General features: G+C 29.9%; 17 protein-coding genes. 7 read left to right on the top strand and 10 right to left on the bottom strand.

What is annotated here, in order from left to right:
• Window positions 1–110: 110 nt before the first annotated feature.
• Window positions 111–1,340 (bottom strand): aminopeptidase, encoded by a 1,230-nt coding sequence (locus RR409_RS11555; RefSeq protein ID WP_332557908.1) that lies wholly within the window; start codon window positions 1,338–1,340, stop codon window positions 111–113.
• Window positions 1,341–1,524: 184 nt separating this feature from the next.
• Window positions 1,525–2,118, bottom strand: coding sequence for a DUF1836 domain-containing protein (locus RR409_RS11560; RefSeq protein ID WP_332557909.1), 594 nt, complete (start codon window positions 2,116–2,118; stop codon window positions 1,525–1,527).
• A 486-nt stretch (window positions 2,119–2,604) separates the two neighbouring features.
• Here RR409_RS11560 and RR409_RS11565 point away from each other — a divergent pair, with 486 nt between their 5' ends.
• A complete protein-coding gene (locus RR409_RS11565; protein ID WP_332557910.1) occupies window positions 2,605–3,258 on the top strand; it encodes a hemolysin III family protein in 654 nt (217 codons plus the stop codon).
• Window positions 3,259–3,352: 94 nt separating this feature from the next.
• Here RR409_RS11565 and RR409_RS11570 read toward each other — a convergent pair whose 3' ends face one another.
• Window positions 3,353–4,435 carry a GerMN domain-containing protein gene (locus RR409_RS11570; RefSeq protein ID WP_332557911.1) on the bottom strand — a complete coding sequence of 361 codons (1,083 nt, stop codon included), beginning with the start codon at window positions 4,433–4,435 and terminating at the stop codon, window positions 3,353–3,355.
• Between the two features lie 327 nt (window positions 4,436–4,762).
• Here RR409_RS11570 and RR409_RS11575 point away from each other — a divergent pair, with 327 nt between their 5' ends.
• On the top strand, window positions 4,763–4,966 hold the full coding sequence (locus RR409_RS11575) for an aspartyl-phosphate phosphatase Spo0E family protein (RefSeq protein WP_332557912.1): 204 nt from the start codon (window positions 4,763–4,765) through the stop codon (window positions 4,964–4,966).
• Window positions 4,967–5,053: 87 nt separating this feature from the next.
• Here the strand turns inward: RR409_RS11575 and RR409_RS11580 are convergent, their stop codons facing one another.
• Together RR409_RS11580 and RR409_RS11585 are read right to left on the bottom strand one after the other, a co-directional pair.
• Window positions 5,054–5,578, bottom strand: a complete 525-nt coding sequence (locus RR409_RS11580) for a spore germination protein GerW family protein (RefSeq protein WP_332557913.1) — start codon at window positions 5,576–5,578, stop codon at window positions 5,054–5,056.
• Window positions 5,579–5,592: 14 nt separating this feature from the next.
• Window positions 5,593–6,150 (bottom strand): hypothetical protein, encoded by a 558-nt coding sequence (locus RR409_RS11585; protein ID WP_332557914.1) that lies wholly within the window; start codon window positions 6,148–6,150, stop codon window positions 5,593–5,595.
• Window positions 6,151–6,443: 293 nt separating this feature from the next.
• Between RR409_RS11585 and RR409_RS11590 the strand changes: the two genes are divergently transcribed.
• Both RR409_RS11590 and RR409_RS11595 read left to right on the top strand, forming a co-directional pair.
• Entirely contained in the window at window positions 6,444–8,276 is a 1,833-nt protein-coding gene (locus RR409_RS11590; RefSeq protein WP_332557915.1) for a sigma 54-interacting transcriptional regulator, read from the top strand.
• Between the two features lie 331 nt (window positions 8,277–8,607).
• Window positions 8,608–9,897 carry an L-serine ammonia-lyase, iron-sulfur-dependent, subunit alpha gene (locus RR409_RS11595; RefSeq protein WP_332557916.1) on the top strand — a complete coding sequence of 430 codons (1,290 nt, stop codon included), beginning with the start codon at window positions 8,608–8,610 and terminating at the stop codon, window positions 9,895–9,897.
• 92 nt (window positions 9,898–9,989) lie between these two features.
• On the opposite strand, the gene RR409_RS11600 is transcribed toward RR409_RS11595, so the two are convergent.
• Window positions 9,990–10,871, bottom strand: coding sequence for a vanadium-dependent haloperoxidase (locus tag RR409_RS11600; RefSeq protein WP_332557917.1), 882 nt, complete (start codon window positions 10,869–10,871; stop codon window positions 9,990–9,992).
• A gap of 241 nt (window positions 10,872–11,112) precedes the next feature.
• On the opposite strand from RR409_RS11600, the gene RR409_RS11605 reads away from it, so the two are divergent.
• Entirely contained in the window at window positions 11,113–11,436 is a 324-nt protein-coding gene (locus tag RR409_RS11605) for a DUF434 domain-containing protein (protein ID WP_332557918.1), read from the top strand.
• An 8-nt stretch (window positions 11,437–11,444) separates the two neighbouring features.
• Window positions 11,445–11,933: a DUF5616 domain-containing protein gene (locus tag RR409_RS11610; protein ID WP_332557919.1), complete on the top strand. Its 489-nt coding sequence runs from the start codon at window positions 11,445–11,447 to the stop codon at window positions 11,931–11,933.
• 152 nt (window positions 11,934–12,085) lie between these two features.
• On the opposite strand, the gene RR409_RS11615 is transcribed toward RR409_RS11610, so the two are convergent.
• Genes RR409_RS11615 through spoVAC form a run of 4 tightly spaced genes read right to left on the bottom strand, consistent with a single transcriptional unit; the run spans window position 12,086 to window position 14,110 of the window.
• Window positions 12,086–12,214 carry a hypothetical protein gene (locus tag RR409_RS11615; protein WP_332557920.1) on the bottom strand — a complete coding sequence of 43 codons (129 nt, stop codon included), beginning with the start codon at window positions 12,212–12,214 and terminating at the stop codon, window positions 12,086–12,088.
• 51 nt (window positions 12,215–12,265) lie between these two features.
• A complete protein-coding gene (gene spoVAE, locus RR409_RS11620; RefSeq protein WP_332557921.1) occupies window positions 12,266–12,619 on the bottom strand; it encodes a stage V sporulation protein AE in 354 nt (117 codons plus the stop codon).
• 16 nt (window positions 12,620–12,635) lie between these two features.
• Window positions 12,636–13,637 (bottom strand): stage V sporulation protein AD, encoded by a 1,002-nt coding sequence (spoVAD, locus tag RR409_RS11625; RefSeq protein WP_332557922.1) that lies wholly within the window; start codon window positions 13,635–13,637, stop codon window positions 12,636–12,638.
• Window positions 13,637–14,110 carry a stage V sporulation protein AC gene (spoVAC, locus tag RR409_RS11630; protein WP_332557923.1) on the bottom strand — a complete coding sequence of 158 codons (474 nt, stop codon included), beginning with the start codon at window positions 14,108–14,110 and terminating at the stop codon, window positions 13,637–13,639. The genes spoVAD and spoVAC overlap by 1 nt, the downstream gene beginning before the upstream one ends.
• 263 nt (window positions 14,111–14,373) lie before the next feature.
• Here spoVAC and RR409_RS11635 point away from each other — a divergent pair, with 263 nt between their 5' ends.
• Window positions 14,374–14,976, top strand: coding sequence for a hypothetical protein (locus tag RR409_RS11635; RefSeq protein WP_332557924.1), 603 nt, complete (start codon window positions 14,374–14,376; stop codon window positions 14,974–14,976).
• The last annotated feature ends 322 nt before the right edge of the window (window positions 14,977–15,298 follow it).

The following is a 15,298-nucleotide window of genomic DNA, read 5'->3' on the forward strand; positions in this document are numbered from 1 at the left end:
TAAACTTTTAGGTTTAAATGAAGAAAATCCACATATTTTGAGTATACAAAATATGTGGATTTTTGTTAAATAATTAGGTTAAATTGTATTTATATAAAATTTTAATGCTATTAAAATGCCCAATTACCATTAGCAAACACATCGATTTCAGTGCCATCAGAATTTTGCCCTGTAATTGAAAGGTCTTCAGTTCCAATCATGAAATCTACATGGGTTAAAGAATAGTTTCCACCTGCAGCTTCAAGCTCCTCTTGACTCATATTATCTCCATCTTTTATGCAAAGAGAATAGGCTCTTCCGATTGCCAAATGGCAAGAAGCATTTTCATCATACAAAGTATTATAGAAAATGATACCACTATTGGAGATTGGAGAATCGAATGGAACTAATGCTACTTCCCCAAGATAATGGGAACCTTCATCAGTAGATATAAGATTCTTTAAGGTATCATAGCCTTGTTCAGCACTAAAATCCACGATTTTTCCATCTTTAAAACTTATTGAAAAATTATTTATTAGGTTTCCGCCATAGTTTAATGGTTTTGAACTATAAACTATACCATTTACACCAGTTTTCTTTGGCATAGAAAATACCTCTTCTGTTGGCATGTTTGCAATAAACTCTATTCCTGCCTGAGTATGTTCAGCTCCAGCTACCCAAAGATGATTTTCAGGAAGTTCTACAATAAGGTCTGTTCCTTTATCATTTTTAAAGTGAAGAGATTTAAAGTTTTTGTGATTTAAATAGTCCATCTTTTCTTTTAGATTTGCTTTATGTTGCTCCCAAGCCTCCACTGGATCCACTTGGTCCACTCTCACAATTTTGAAAATAGCATCCCAAAGTTTTTCCTTTGCTTCCTCAGCAGAAACCTCAGAGAACACCTTTGTTGCCCAACCATCTGTAGGAATGGAAACAATAGACCATGCATTCTTATTGCTCATAAGTCTAGCGTTAAAATCCTTAAGACCCATGGAACGAGTTTTTTGAGATTTTGCAATTCTTTCTGGATTTACATCCTTTAGAAGTTCTGGATTCGCTGCAGAAATACTTAGGAAGGCAGCACCTTGTTCAGCGTAATATAAATAAGAATCTATTTGCCACTGTGGCATATTTTCGAATACTTCTTCATCAGCTTTCATAAATCTGATTCTTGCTGACAATTCATCGCCCCAGTGAACTATAACTTCTTTAGCACCTGCATCATAAGCTTCCTCCATTATCATTCTTGTAAAGGATGCACATTCAATAGGAGACATAACAACTAATGTTTGGCCCCTTTGTATGTTAACACCTGTTTTTACAGCTAATATTGCATACTTTTTTAAAAAACTTTCATTCATATTTTACACCAACTTTCTATTAATTTCCTACATTTATTATTCTTACATAAATTTGAAAATATGGCTAGAGAATTATTTATGTTTAAGTATGTAGTGAAAAAATATTTTCTTTAACTATTAATTATATAGAACTTGTATACACGTGATAGAAATACTTATACATTTTTTTAGTCGTTAGAACTTTTTACAGTTGTTTTTTACTGAAATAGGTGTCTATTATTTTTTCTGCCATTCTCTTTTGAATATTAGCAGAATTAGTTAAAGCTAATACAGTTAATAGTAATTTTTCATATTCACTGTTTTCTTTCTCTTCTATAGTTTCTTGTACCATACTGAGTATATCATTTAGATGGGTTTCTTCTTTTTCAATTTCATTATTCTTTATTTGTAAAAATAAACTGTAAAAAGAATCTATGTCTATTAATGAACTTTTAGTATCTTGAAGATTAAGCACTAAATCATTAAAAAGAATTTTAATATCTCCAATGGACAAGCTTTGCTTCAAGTTATAGATTAGTATCATTAAAATAATATGCTCTCTACTGTACTTTTTGTTTTTTACTGGCATCAGCAACTTATCTTTAGTATAGTTATTGATCATTGTTTTAGTTAGTAATTTGTCATCACTATTTCTCTTGCAATGAGAAAGATTATTATCAAAAAGCTGAATTACCTGGTCCATATATAAATGGAGATGGGGAATGTCTATGGGCTCTATGTCTTGATGTAAATTTAAATTTTTAAACATATTAATTAACTCTTCTGTATTGAATTCCATTTTATACCTCTTCCATTAAATTTTAATTAACTTTTTCATCTAGTAATATACTAAGTAAAAATGATAATTTATCAAATAAAAATATAAGTAAAAATATAAATAACAATTTTATATTTTAAATTTTAGATTTATAAAAGGTCATTTAGCATAAGTGTGTGCTCAGCTTTTTAGAGGTTACATTTTAAAACAATAAAGTGCACTGAATAGTATAGTCTACAAACTAAAGATAAAACCATTTATTGTATGAATAACAATACAAACATATGAATCAAGGGATTTGTATAACTTATTAACTATTATTATAACTGTTTTAAGTGCTTATTAAAACTCAATAAAAATACATTTTAGGAAAATATAAAAATATTTAATATAAAAATGAAAAACTAGTATTGAATTTTATATTATTTGTGTATAATATTAATATAAGGTCATCTAGTAATGAAAACTATGTGATGTAGAGTTTGAATTTCAAGGGAGGTATTTTATATGAAAAAATTTAGAGAACCTGTTAGTGGGTTTACTCATCTCTTTGGGGCTGTAGTTTCTTTAGTAGGATTAGTTGTACTTTTGTACAAACAATTTACCATAGGGAAATATACAAGCTTTAGTATTGTGGCTTCGTTAATATTTGGACTCAGTCTAATATTTCTATATACGGCTAGTACAGTTTATCACCTAGTAGTATCTAGAGAGGGAGTAATAAAACTTTTAAGAAAACTAGATCATTCTATGATTTTTGTGCTTATTGCTGGAACATATACACCTATTTGCTTGATAGCACTTGAATCTTATTGGAGATGGGGAGTTTTTTTCACAATTTGGAGTTTAGCTATTATGGGTATAGTCTTTAAATTTCTATGGATAGATTGCCCATCTTGGTTATCAACTACGCTATATGTTGGCATGGGATGGTTAGCTATAATTGTTTATGCTCCATTATCAAAAGTTCTTTCGGGTGCAGGGCTTTTATATTTAGTTCTAGGAGGAATACTTTACACCGTAGGAGCAGTAATCTATTCTATAGAAAAAAAAGGTGTGAAAAGAACCTTTGGTGCACATGAAATATTTCATATATTCGTTCTTTTAGGAAGCTTAAGCCACTATTGGTTAGTTTTTAGATATTTAATTACTTTGGCATAGGTGTGATAAATGATTTAAAGACGTGCTAAGACATATATTAAAAAATAAAAAATACCAGTGAGAATATTATTTTCACTGGTATTTTACATTTGCATTATTCTAACAATTCAACAGAATTGCTTATATTAACTTTAAAGAATTCACCTTTTTCTTTTATAATATGACCAGAACTATAAGGATTCCCTGCAATTGTAATATACACATTGTCAACTCCATAATAGTTTCCAATGGTATTAGTTATGCTTTGAAGAATCATATTTTCGTATCCAGAGCCTGCATTCATTTCTTCTACAAAGTTTTCCGAGAAATCCATGTAAACTGATCCATCATCATTTAAATACAAACTATTTATTTTTACATTGGGTCCTATTAATTTACCAAGGTTCTCGTTAGGAGATTTCTTAAATTCATTTTCAAAGTATATTTTAGTTATATCATTAGTATTAAAAGACAAGTCTTTATTAGTATAATATAACTTATCCTTATCAATGTCAGGATAGTAGAATCTCACATTTTGGACTAAAGGAGAGTCTTTTTGAATTTTAGATAGTGAAGAGGACACTTCTGTATCTCCTATTTTATATATGGTTTTAATTAAACCAACATTAATCCCGTAGTAATCAACAGTTGTACCATTGCTTTCCTCTGTAGTTACCTCAATAGCTTTAAAGTTACCAGCGTTAGTGATTACTTCCATATCAACGTTAGAGATATAGCGTTTTCTTCCATCAGGAAGAATCCAAGAAGTTCCCTTCACAATGGGTTCTTTTAATAAGATACTGCTTTGATTTTCAATTTTTGAAAGAAAATTCTCTCTGTAATAACACTCATTTTTTGACAATATTGTAAGGAGTTGGCCATCTTTCTTTTCAATGACACTTACAGTCTCTGTACCTCCATTATTTTTTCTAATTTGAATTCTATTATCTTTTATATAATCCACATTTATAGTAAATGATGCATATTCCATACCTTTTCCTTCATAAACATAGCTCACATTTTCTTTAAAGGGATAAAAGTCATTTATACTATAACTACCATTTTTATCAGTAACTTCAGTTCCGGAACCAGTTTCTGTGTTGGAATTTCCTGAATTTATTGGTAGGTTTTTATTACCGCAACCTATAAGAAGTACCATGGAACTGATTATAATAATAAAATTTAACTTTTTAATCATTTTTCACCCTCACTTTCAAATATATTTATATATGTACGTAAATTTTAATTGAAAAGTTCATATAATAACAGTGAAACAAATTATAATAATGCAACATAAGATTTAAAAGATTAATTAAAATGAAAACAATATGAAAAGATAAACCAATTAAAAACTTATTCGTTTTATTTTTTTGTAAATAAGCAATAATTACTTATCTTTACAAAAAATAATATACCATATAATAAAATTCAATTACAAGGATAAAAAAATAATTTATGAGAATTATAATATTACGAGAGTCTCTAAATTAATGAACATTACTATAGTTATATAGGAGGGTCATGTATGGATAAGTTAGACAAGAAGCTATTAGAACTAACAAAACGTATAGAAGAAACTAGAGAGATCTTGAATGAAGCTTGTATAACTTTTCAAGATGAGAAAAAAACACTTCATATTAGTCAGTACTTAGATGATTTAATAGTTGAATATATCAAAGTATTAAGTACAACAAGTGAGAATATTAACAATTCAAGTAAAATAGGATAATACAAAAGAAAATAATGTTTTAGAAGTTTATTATAAAAGGTTAAATTAAAATACTTGTCTTAATAGACAAGTATTTTAATTTAGAAACTAATTCTTTTGTTTAGAAGAATTTTGTTGTTTGTTTTGAGCCATACCTTGCATTTGGTTACTGCCAGAACTACTTTGTTGGCTACCTTGTTGATTTTGTGATTGATTTTGTTGTTGCCCCTGTCCTTTACCTTGACCCATCATTCCACCGTTTACAAAACTTTGACCTAAACTTGATATAGCATCTGGAAGCTTATTCATTAATTGTTCCATATTGCTTTTTTCATTAACAGGAAGCATTGAAACTGAATCATTTTCAATTACCATTACAGCATTTGTAGTTACTCTAGCACCTAATCCTACACCATTTGTAGAATTATTAGCATTAGGATTACTAGATGAGTTATTTTGTACTTTTGTTGACATACCAGTACTACCATATCCTAAAGTAACAGACATAACTGGAACTAAAGTTTTGCTACCAACAGAAAGAGGACTTCCTAATACTGTTTCTGTGTTTACAAAGTCATGAAGATCTGTAAATAAGGTATCCATGTTATTTGTGAAAGACGTATTTTCATTCATATAGATATCCTCCTTTATTTAACCCCTTGTAAAGTAGGGGAAACTAAGCCTTTTTTTCTCAAATTTAGTACCTTAGCAATTGAAGAAATAGAATTAAAAACTCCCATTGCTTCTATTTTTGCATAGTCATAATCAGAAATGAAATTTGCATTGTTATTAAGTTCTGTTATTTTTGCAGACTGAGATACTAATGAAATAATCCCACAAATCATTCCAGTTATTGAAGGATCAATAAATCCATAATAAGCATCAATCTTCAGATATTTTGGTTCTAATGAATTTAAAAATTTTATATTATTAAGTAACTCTCTATAATTTTTTGTAAGAGTTTTGCTTATAATTCTAATATTGAATAAATAAACTGTTAAAAAAGTAATTTGATTATCTTTTCCTATAAGACACCTAAAGATAGGTTTAGACCATTCTATAGTTAAATTAAAATCAAATTGTTTTTCTGAATTGAATGTGAAAAAAGCTTTTGTTTGTATTAATGATAGTGCAAATAAAACTATTATCAAAAATGTAATTGTAATTAGCATCAAAATAATTAATAGGATAGTTAATATGTACATAATAAACATCTCCATTACTTAATAAAATATATTACGAAACATGCTTCATCATTATTATGGCATCCACCACATAAAATATTAGATGTAAATAATTCATTAATTCTCATAACTTAAAAATGTTGCATAATATTTACACTTTGTTTACTGAAAAGATACATAATATTAAATTAGTGGTTATTAAAGTAAAGAAAACATAAAAATGTTATAAAGTTATAGGATTAATAAATTTTTGCATTTCTGCAAATTGAATATTATAATAAAATTATTACAATATAAAATAAGGGGGAGTAAGAGTGTCTTTAGACAGTATAAAGGATTCTGTTCAGGAAGTAGCAGAGGCTATATCAGCAGTACTACATGTAGATGTTACAATTATAGATAATAAATTCAAGAGAATAGCAGCTACTGGAGAATATAAGAAACTTATTGGAAGTAAAATTCCTTCGAAATGTTTATTTGAGTTTATTGTTAAAGATAAAAAGCCCCATTATATAGAAAAAAAATCATCAAAAGACAAAGATAATTTAACAGACTTAGTATGCTATTCCTGTGAGGCAAAAGATACCTGTATGGAGTTTGCAACTGTAGGATACCCAATAATGAAAGATGAAGAAGTAATTGGCATAATAGGAATTAATATATTTGATGAGAAACAATGCAATATTATTTCCAAGGATTTTCCATCAATGATTATCTTTTTAAATAAATTAAGTACTCTTTTGGTTGGAAATATTATTTATCATGACACGATAGACAAGCTTCAGATACAAACTGAGGAAACAAATCATATAATTGATGGTCTAAGCGATGGAATTTTATGTGTAGATAATAATGGGATTATAAAGTATGTAAATAAAAAAGGAGAAAGACTTCTTGATATAAAAGAAGATTTCATCTCTAATATAAATATTAAGCATTTGTTTTCAAATTTTAGTGTGAATTTTCTGGGTAGAGATTATAAGGGGAAAACTATAAGCGCTATAAATAAAAAACAAAATTTTATTGTAAAAAGTACTCCGATTACATGTATGGGAAAAAGAGTTAGTAATATCATTCAGTTTAATAAAAGAAGTGACGAAGTTAGAGCTGCATATAAGCTTTTAGGCGGTAGCAATATAATTAGATTTGAAGACATCATTGGGGAAAGTACTAGTATTTCAAATGTTAAGCTTTTGGCAAAAAGTATTGCAAAAGCTGATTCCACAGTGTTATTAAGAGGTGAAAGTGGTACAGGTAAGGAGCTTTTTGCAAGATCCATACATTATGCAAGTAACAGAGAAGACGCACCATTTGTTGCAGTGAATTGCGCTTCAATTCCAGATAATTTATTAGAAAGTGAGTTTTTTGGATATGAAGGAGGAGCCTTTTCAGGAGCAAGAAAAGAGGGTCAAATGGGTAAATTTGAGCTTGCTAGTGGAGGAACTATTTTTTTAGATGAGATAGGTGATCTTCCAATCCATTTACAGCCAAAGATACTTAGAGCACTTCAGGAACATAGCTTTACAAAAATTGGTGGAAAGGAAGAGATATTCGTAGACGTAAGAATAATCGCAGCTACTAATAGGAATTTAGAAACTATGGTAAAGAATAGTCAGTTCAGAGAAGACTTATATTACCGTCTAAATGTAATTCCGTTATATCTACCAAGTCTAAAGGAAAGAGATGAAGATATATTTCTTTTAAGTGAATATCTTCTTGAAAAGTTTTGTAGAAAATTTAATATAGGATTAAAAAAATTATCTAATGAAGTTAAAATGGTATTTAGAAATTATTCTTGGCCTGGAAATGTACGAGAGCTTGAAAATGTCATTGAATATTTGATTAATATAACTAAGGGAGAAATAATAAAATTGGAAGATTTACCGTCTTCACTGAATTTAAATTTAGACTTTGAAGAAATTCATAAGGATAAGAATAGTGAATTGTTACATCATAATAGGGATACAAATAAAAATATTTTAGGTAAAGACTTGAAGTCAAGAGTTGAGGAATTTGAAAAAGAGTTACTTCAATCTATGTTTAGTCATTTTGGCAAAGACGCAGAAGGTAAAAATAGAATTATAGAGGAATTAGGTATCGATTTATCAACTTTATATAGAAAATTAAAGAAATACAATTTGCAGTAATGCAAATTGTATTTTCATTTATGCGAAAAAATATAACAAAACTGACTAATTACTAATAAATATAATGATTAACTTACTATAAGACAACGTTTTAAATTAAACTTTATTTGTTGATACTTAAATTTCTCAATTTCAGAATTACACTTATAAATGCCTTAAATCCTAGGAAGGTTATCACTTTTTCATTATACTACCTTATGAATACACTAAATATCGCAAGATTTTCAAGAAAAGTATATAGTTTTAATTTTCGATTGGCATGATTCTTGCTTAGTAAATATATAAAATCTTGAAGCTAATATAGCAATAACTTAAAGGGAGCGAAGATTATATGTCAATTCTAAATAATGAAGAATTAATTGAAAAACTATTGAATGTAGTTAAAAGAGAAACAAAGCCTGCTATTGGGTGTACTGAACCCGTAGCTGTTGCATTAACAGTAGCTACAGCAAAAAAATATTTTACAGGCGAGATTAAAAAAATAGATTTGAAAGTAAGTAAAAGTATACTGAAAAATGGAAAGTCTGTTACGATCCCTAACACTGAAGAATGCGGAATACATATTGCTGCTGCTTTAGGAGAAATATGTGGAGATGCAGATGCAGGACTTTTGGTATTTAGGGATGTTCAAGAAAATCATATAAATCAAGCAAAAAGAATGGTTGAAGATAATATTATAAATGTGGGCATTAGTAGTGATGCAAATCCTGTGTTTGTACAAGCTGACATCTGTGGAGAAAAAGATCAGGTAACAGTTATTTTAAAAGGATCCCATACTAATATAGTGGAGATTTTAGTTAACACAAATGTTGTTTACAAAAAAGAATCTTTAAGTAATGCGGAAAATAATGATTTTCTTAAAGAACTAACTTTAAAAGATATGAGAAACATAACTGAGGAAATTTCCATAGATAAGCTGGATTTTATTATGGATGGAATAAACATGAATATGGATGCTGCACATGAAGGACTAAAAAAAGAAAAGGGTTTAAGATGGGGAGCATCTCTTTTAAAACTGCAGAAAGATGGAATAATAGGTGGTGATCCTGTAACTACAGCAAGAATTTTAACTGCTGCAGGTTCGGATATAAGAATGAGTGGTGGAGCTTGTCCTATAATGACTAGTGGGGGAAGCGGTAATCAAGGATTATGTGTAATCATTCCCATTACTGTAGTAGGGGAAAATATAAATGCTTGTGAAGAAACAATAAAAAGAGCAGTATTTTTTGGACACATTGTTAATAACTATGTAAAAAAATATACAGGGAAATTATCAGCTATATGTGGGTGTGCAATCGCTGCAGGCATTGGAGCAGGAGTGGGCGTTGCATGGCTTTTAGGTGGTAAAGATAAAGAAATTGAAGGTACTATTCATAATATGCTAGCTAATCTTACAGGTATGGTATGTGATGGTGCCAAGGAAAGTTGTGCTATTAAGCTATCTACCTCAGCCGCAGAGTCGATAATTGCAGCCTATCTTGCTTGTAACAAAACTATAGTTCCAATCAAAACTGGTATAATAGGTAAAACTGTAGAAGAAACTATTAAAAATTTAGGAATACTTTGTAGTGATGGTTTCTATAATGCGGATGATGTTATGCTTTCAATAGCATGTGAATAGCAATAAGGAAATAAGAACACAATGAATGTAAAAATATATATTCATTGTGTTCTTGTTTTTCTCACATAATTTGAATTTTAAATTTAAGTCTACTATTCTTCTGAGGATGATACTATATCTAATACATAGAGGTCTTCAGCATAAATACAATTTATCTGTTGTTCATTTGAAATTACTTGTCTATATGGTGGAGGTGGAAGTTTAGCATTAAGACATTCTTTAATGGGATAGTCAACTAAACATAAGTTTCCATCTCCTTGTTTCCTTAAATTCTCCACTACAATTTCTCCAATATATCTACCCAGTGTCAATCCTTCAATATTATCAGTTGGATAGTGTACACCAGCAAATAACCTAGATATAGCACATTCTTCTGCTAATTGGTGAAGGCGATGTGCCTCACACTCAAAAAAATAACTAAGAACGACTTCTGCACAACCTGCAACAACTCCATGACCTGCAGGATAACTTGGATGTTTTGGCATTGGTAGAATTGATACTAGATCTTGGTCAAATTGGTTGGGGCGAGGAACCTTCCAAAGATATTTAAAATACCATGTTACGGCAAAAGCATCATTAAGTGCTGCATGAACAGCTGCTAAGATACGTGCTGCTCTAAAGGCTGTAACTTTATAAGTGTCTATTAAGATATCAATAATAGGCGTCCATTGCTTAGTTGCAGGACCTGTGCCCCAATATTTAGCTATGGCAATTTGTGTGGGGGTGATATTATTTAATGTTTTTTTAACTGCATTAAGTTGTTTTCCATTAAAGTCCAAGGTAGTATCTGGTTCATGAATGGGAAATTGTATTAACTTTCCATTGTTATCGATAAACTGACCATTATCATTACGTTGTAAAAAATAGGTTGGCCAAGTAGCACCTAGTGGATCTTCGGATGAAGGTACATAAGTTTCACTACCATAGGATAGTATGGACCAGTTTCGTAGAAGATTATTATTTAAATTTGTCATAAAATTGCTTCTCTTTATTTAAATTTGTTTTTAAGCATCATCTGGTACAAATATTATGATTATTCTAGAAAGCCATACTTTATTGACTCTTACATATAATATGAGTGAGTAGAAATTTATGTCATATAAGAGAGTTAATTTAGTTGAAAAAGAAATAATAAATAATAAATAAGAGTTAATTAAATTTAGGTGCAGCTATATAAAAAATAATGATTAGAATTTAATAAAGGGGACGAGAACTTTGAAGTATAGATTTATTAGCAAATTAAATGAAGAAAATATATATCACCAAGAGCATAGTAATAAAATAGTTGAAGATATAGATGAAACTAAGATAGTAAGACGAGGATATAATGAGGAAGATAAGAGGTTATTCTCAAAGAATGCTATTATAAACCTTCAAAAGGCACAAGAAGAAATCCAATGGCTTCTCAATAGAGGCTATAATATGAAGTCAATTACAGAATTTGTAGGAAATTCTTATCAGTTCTCATTAAGGCAACGTAACGCATTACAGCGTTCTACTAGCTCAAACGTAAGTTGTGATAAAAGAAAAAAACATTAATATCAAATATGAATGTTAAAAATAAAGAAATTTACATAGATGGTTTTAATTTAATAATAACTTTAGAGGTTGCTACTTCAGGAGGAACACTTATACTTTGCAATGATGGTACCTTAAGAGATATTGCAGGGTTAAGAGGAACTTATAAGATTATTGATAAAACAGATAAAGCAATAGAATTTATAGGCAATTGCCTAAATGAATTAGAAGTTGATAAAGTGAAATTTTTTTTAGATTCTCCAGTTTCGAATTCTGGAAGACTAAAAAATAGGATATTAAAACATAGTGAGTATTGGAACTGCAATGTAGAAGTTGAATTAGTAAATAACCCAGATCAAAATCTATCTACCATGGAGAGAGTTGTAACTAGTGATTCTGTTATTCTTGACAATTGTATAAGTTGGTTGAATTTAGGTAGAACAATTATTGAAAATTATATAAGAGATGCTAAAATAATAAATTTAAGTGGTAAAAATATAATAAATACAGAGGAATAATATAATTATTAGAAGGAACATACCTTCAATAAAATAAGAATATTCGTGCATCACTTTGGTGAAATATGCCTATACAGTTGCAGTTGGTATAATAAAACTCCTAAAACTTATATCAAATAAAAAAACTAAAGTCCATTGTGGACTTTAGTTTTTTATACCTCAGGCAATCCTCTTACTGGCTTACGCATGTTTTTGTCAGTATCCATAGTGATAGGATTTGCTGTTTTAGGGTTCTGTGATTTATTATTATCCTTATTTTGTTTTTTAGATTTTTTATCCATGTTTATCACCTCCATAAATATGTTGCCCTAAGCTTCATAAAAAATATTCATTTATCCCTTAGGTTTAAATACTAAAGAGCCCATAAATCCAAATATTATAGCAGCAGAAATACCTGCACTGGTTATTTGAAATATTCCAGTAAGAACTCCGATTAATCCTGTTTGTTCTGCTTCCATTAGAGCGCCTTTAACTAAGGAATTACCAAAACTACTTATGGGAATTGAAGCACCAGCACCAGCAAATTTCACTAGAGGATCATACCAACCTAACCCTCCCAAAATTGAACCTGCCACAACTAAAGTGCTCATTGTATGAGCAGGAGTAAGTTTAAATTTATCCATCATTATTTGTCCTATAACACATATAGTTCCACCTACAACAAATGCCCAAATAAATTTTTCCATAATTATATCACCTCGTTTACATTTCTATAGATACTGCATGAGCAATACATGGAATACTTTCCTTTTGTTGATAAGAAAGTGGAGATAACAATGCTCCTGTAGCAATGATTAATATTTTTTTTAATTCACCTTTTTTCATTCGATTAAGAAGATGGCCATAGGTTACTGTAGCAGTACAGCCACATCCACTTCCACCAGCCATTACAGGCTGACTTTCTTTATAAATTAATAATCCACAATCAGTAAATATATTTTTAGGAATAATTAAGCCCTTTTGAGTTAATAGGTCACTTGCAATCTGATGACCCACTCTTCCTAAATCTCCAGTGGCAATTAAATCATAATAAGAGGGATCTATATTTAAGTCTTTAAAATGAGTTTCTATAGTATCCACAGCAGCAGGAGCCATTGCAGTACCCATATTATATGGATCTGAAATACCCATATCTACTATTTTTCCAATTGTAGCAGAAGTTATTTTTGGACCATTACCACTTTTAGCTACAATAGCAGACCCAGCACCAGTTACTGTCCATTGTGCAGTTGGAGGTTTTTGAGCACCATACTCTGTAGGATATCTAAATTGCTTTTCTACAGCAACGTTGTGACTAGACGCACCAGCAAGAACATAATTGGCTGCATTGCTATCCACAAGCAAAGAAGCAAGAGCAAGACTTTCCATAGAACTTGAACATGCTCCAAAAATCCCTAGGAAAGGAATGCCTAAAGTTCTAGCAGCAAAACTACTGGATATAATTTGATTCATTAAATCACCACTAATTAAAAATTGAATATCTTCCTTTTTTAAATTAGCCTTTTCTATTGAAGTTTGAAAAGATTGTTCCAACATTTTTTTTTCGGCCTTTTCAAAGCTGTCTTCACCAACCCATATACTATCATGAAGAATATCAAAATCATCTGCTATAGCTCCAGCGGCTTCAAAGGGGCCGCCCACTGTAGCAGAGGACACAATAACTGGCTTTGATTCAAAAACCCATGTTTGTTTGCCTTTCAGCATTACATTCCACCTGCCCATCCAAAAAAGATCTTTATAAGTGCTACTACGAAAGCAGAAAAGATTCCAAATGCAAGTACTGAGCCAGCTAACTTAAACATATTGCCTCCAACACCTAATACGTAACCTTCTGTTCTATGTTCAATAGAAGCAGAAGCAATGGTATTTGCAAATCCTGTAATTGGAACTGCAGTACCAGCTCCTGCCCACTGAGCAATATGATCAAAGACTCCAAACCCTGTAAGCAGAACTGAAGTAATAATTAAAACTGCTACTGTAGGACTACCTGCAGTAGTTTCAGTAAAACCAAAATATGTGATAAAAAACCATTGTAAACCTTGACCTATTGTACAAATTAAACCTCCAACCAAAAAGGCTCTAACACAGTTTTTAAAAATAGGGCGCTGAGGCTCTCTTTCCTTTGCAAAAGCTTGATAGGCTTCTTGTGCAGGAGTGAAATTTTTACTATTTGACATTGTTTTGCACCTCCAAGATGTAAGTATAATAAGTTTTAAAATAAATTTTAATATATAAAGCTTAAATATACACTGTAGAATTATTACTGGTAACCTTTAGTAGTATTTGTAGTTAAAAAATCTTTATGCTATATAATAACAAAAAAGCAATTTATTAAAACTAATATGAAATGTAAACAAAATATGAATAATCAAAGTTTTTATAATGTTCTTTACAATTTGTTAATATAAATATAAAAATTATATTATAGAGGTGGAAGTTTATGCAAATTACTAAGGCATGTCCTGTATGCGGAAGTGTTGAGTTTAAAGTTAAAGGCTTGTTTGAAGGCTACAATACAATATGCAGTAGTTGTAATAATGAGATTTCAACTATATCCCTTGATAAATATGTTAAAATCGAAGATATATGTAGTGATTGTGGTAATGACATATTTAAAGCAAAAGTTAAAAAACTCAAGAATAAGGAATTATGGACAATAACTTGCACAAGATGCGGTAGTGCTCCTAGAAAGTATTGCTGTGATAAAGATGGAAATGAAATAAGCTATGATAAAAGAGACAAGTATCTGCTAAAAGATGAAAGCGATGATCTTGATAGAGAATTTGAATTAATAAGTGATGAGCGATATGAAGAGGTAAAGGAAATTATTAATACGTTAGAAAACGAGTTGGATGAAAAAGATCAAGAAATAAGACTTCTTAAAAATGAGATTCTAAGATTGGAAGATGAAATGAGAGTCTTTAAAAATGAAATCGCCGATAAGGATGATGAAATACAACAATTAAACAAAAGAATTGTAAGATATGTGGACAACATGAGTGAGCTACAAGCGGAAGTATTAGAACTAAGAAATAATTACTAAACTCAAAAGAAAAGATATACAATATAGGCTAAGATTTGTTGATGATTTAAAACTTTTAAACCTCTAAAAGGAAAGATCAATAGAATTTGGAGTAAAGCTTGATGAAAAGATTTGGAGTGAAACTATATATCTTCAGATCTTTTGTTTTAGTAGTTGAGAGTTCTAAATTATTAGATTAAACTTCACGAGGAATTATTGCATAATTATGTTGTAACATATTAAGTTTTATGATAGCATTACACCATAATAAATGAACTTTAAATAAACGACTTATATAGAAGAGAGGAACTAATATATGAAGGATTTTGAAATATTCACGGAC

Source organism: Clostridium sp. (genome assembly GCF_036642255.1).
Lineage (GTDB): Bacteria > Bacillota > Clostridia > Clostridiales > Clostridiaceae > Clostridium_J.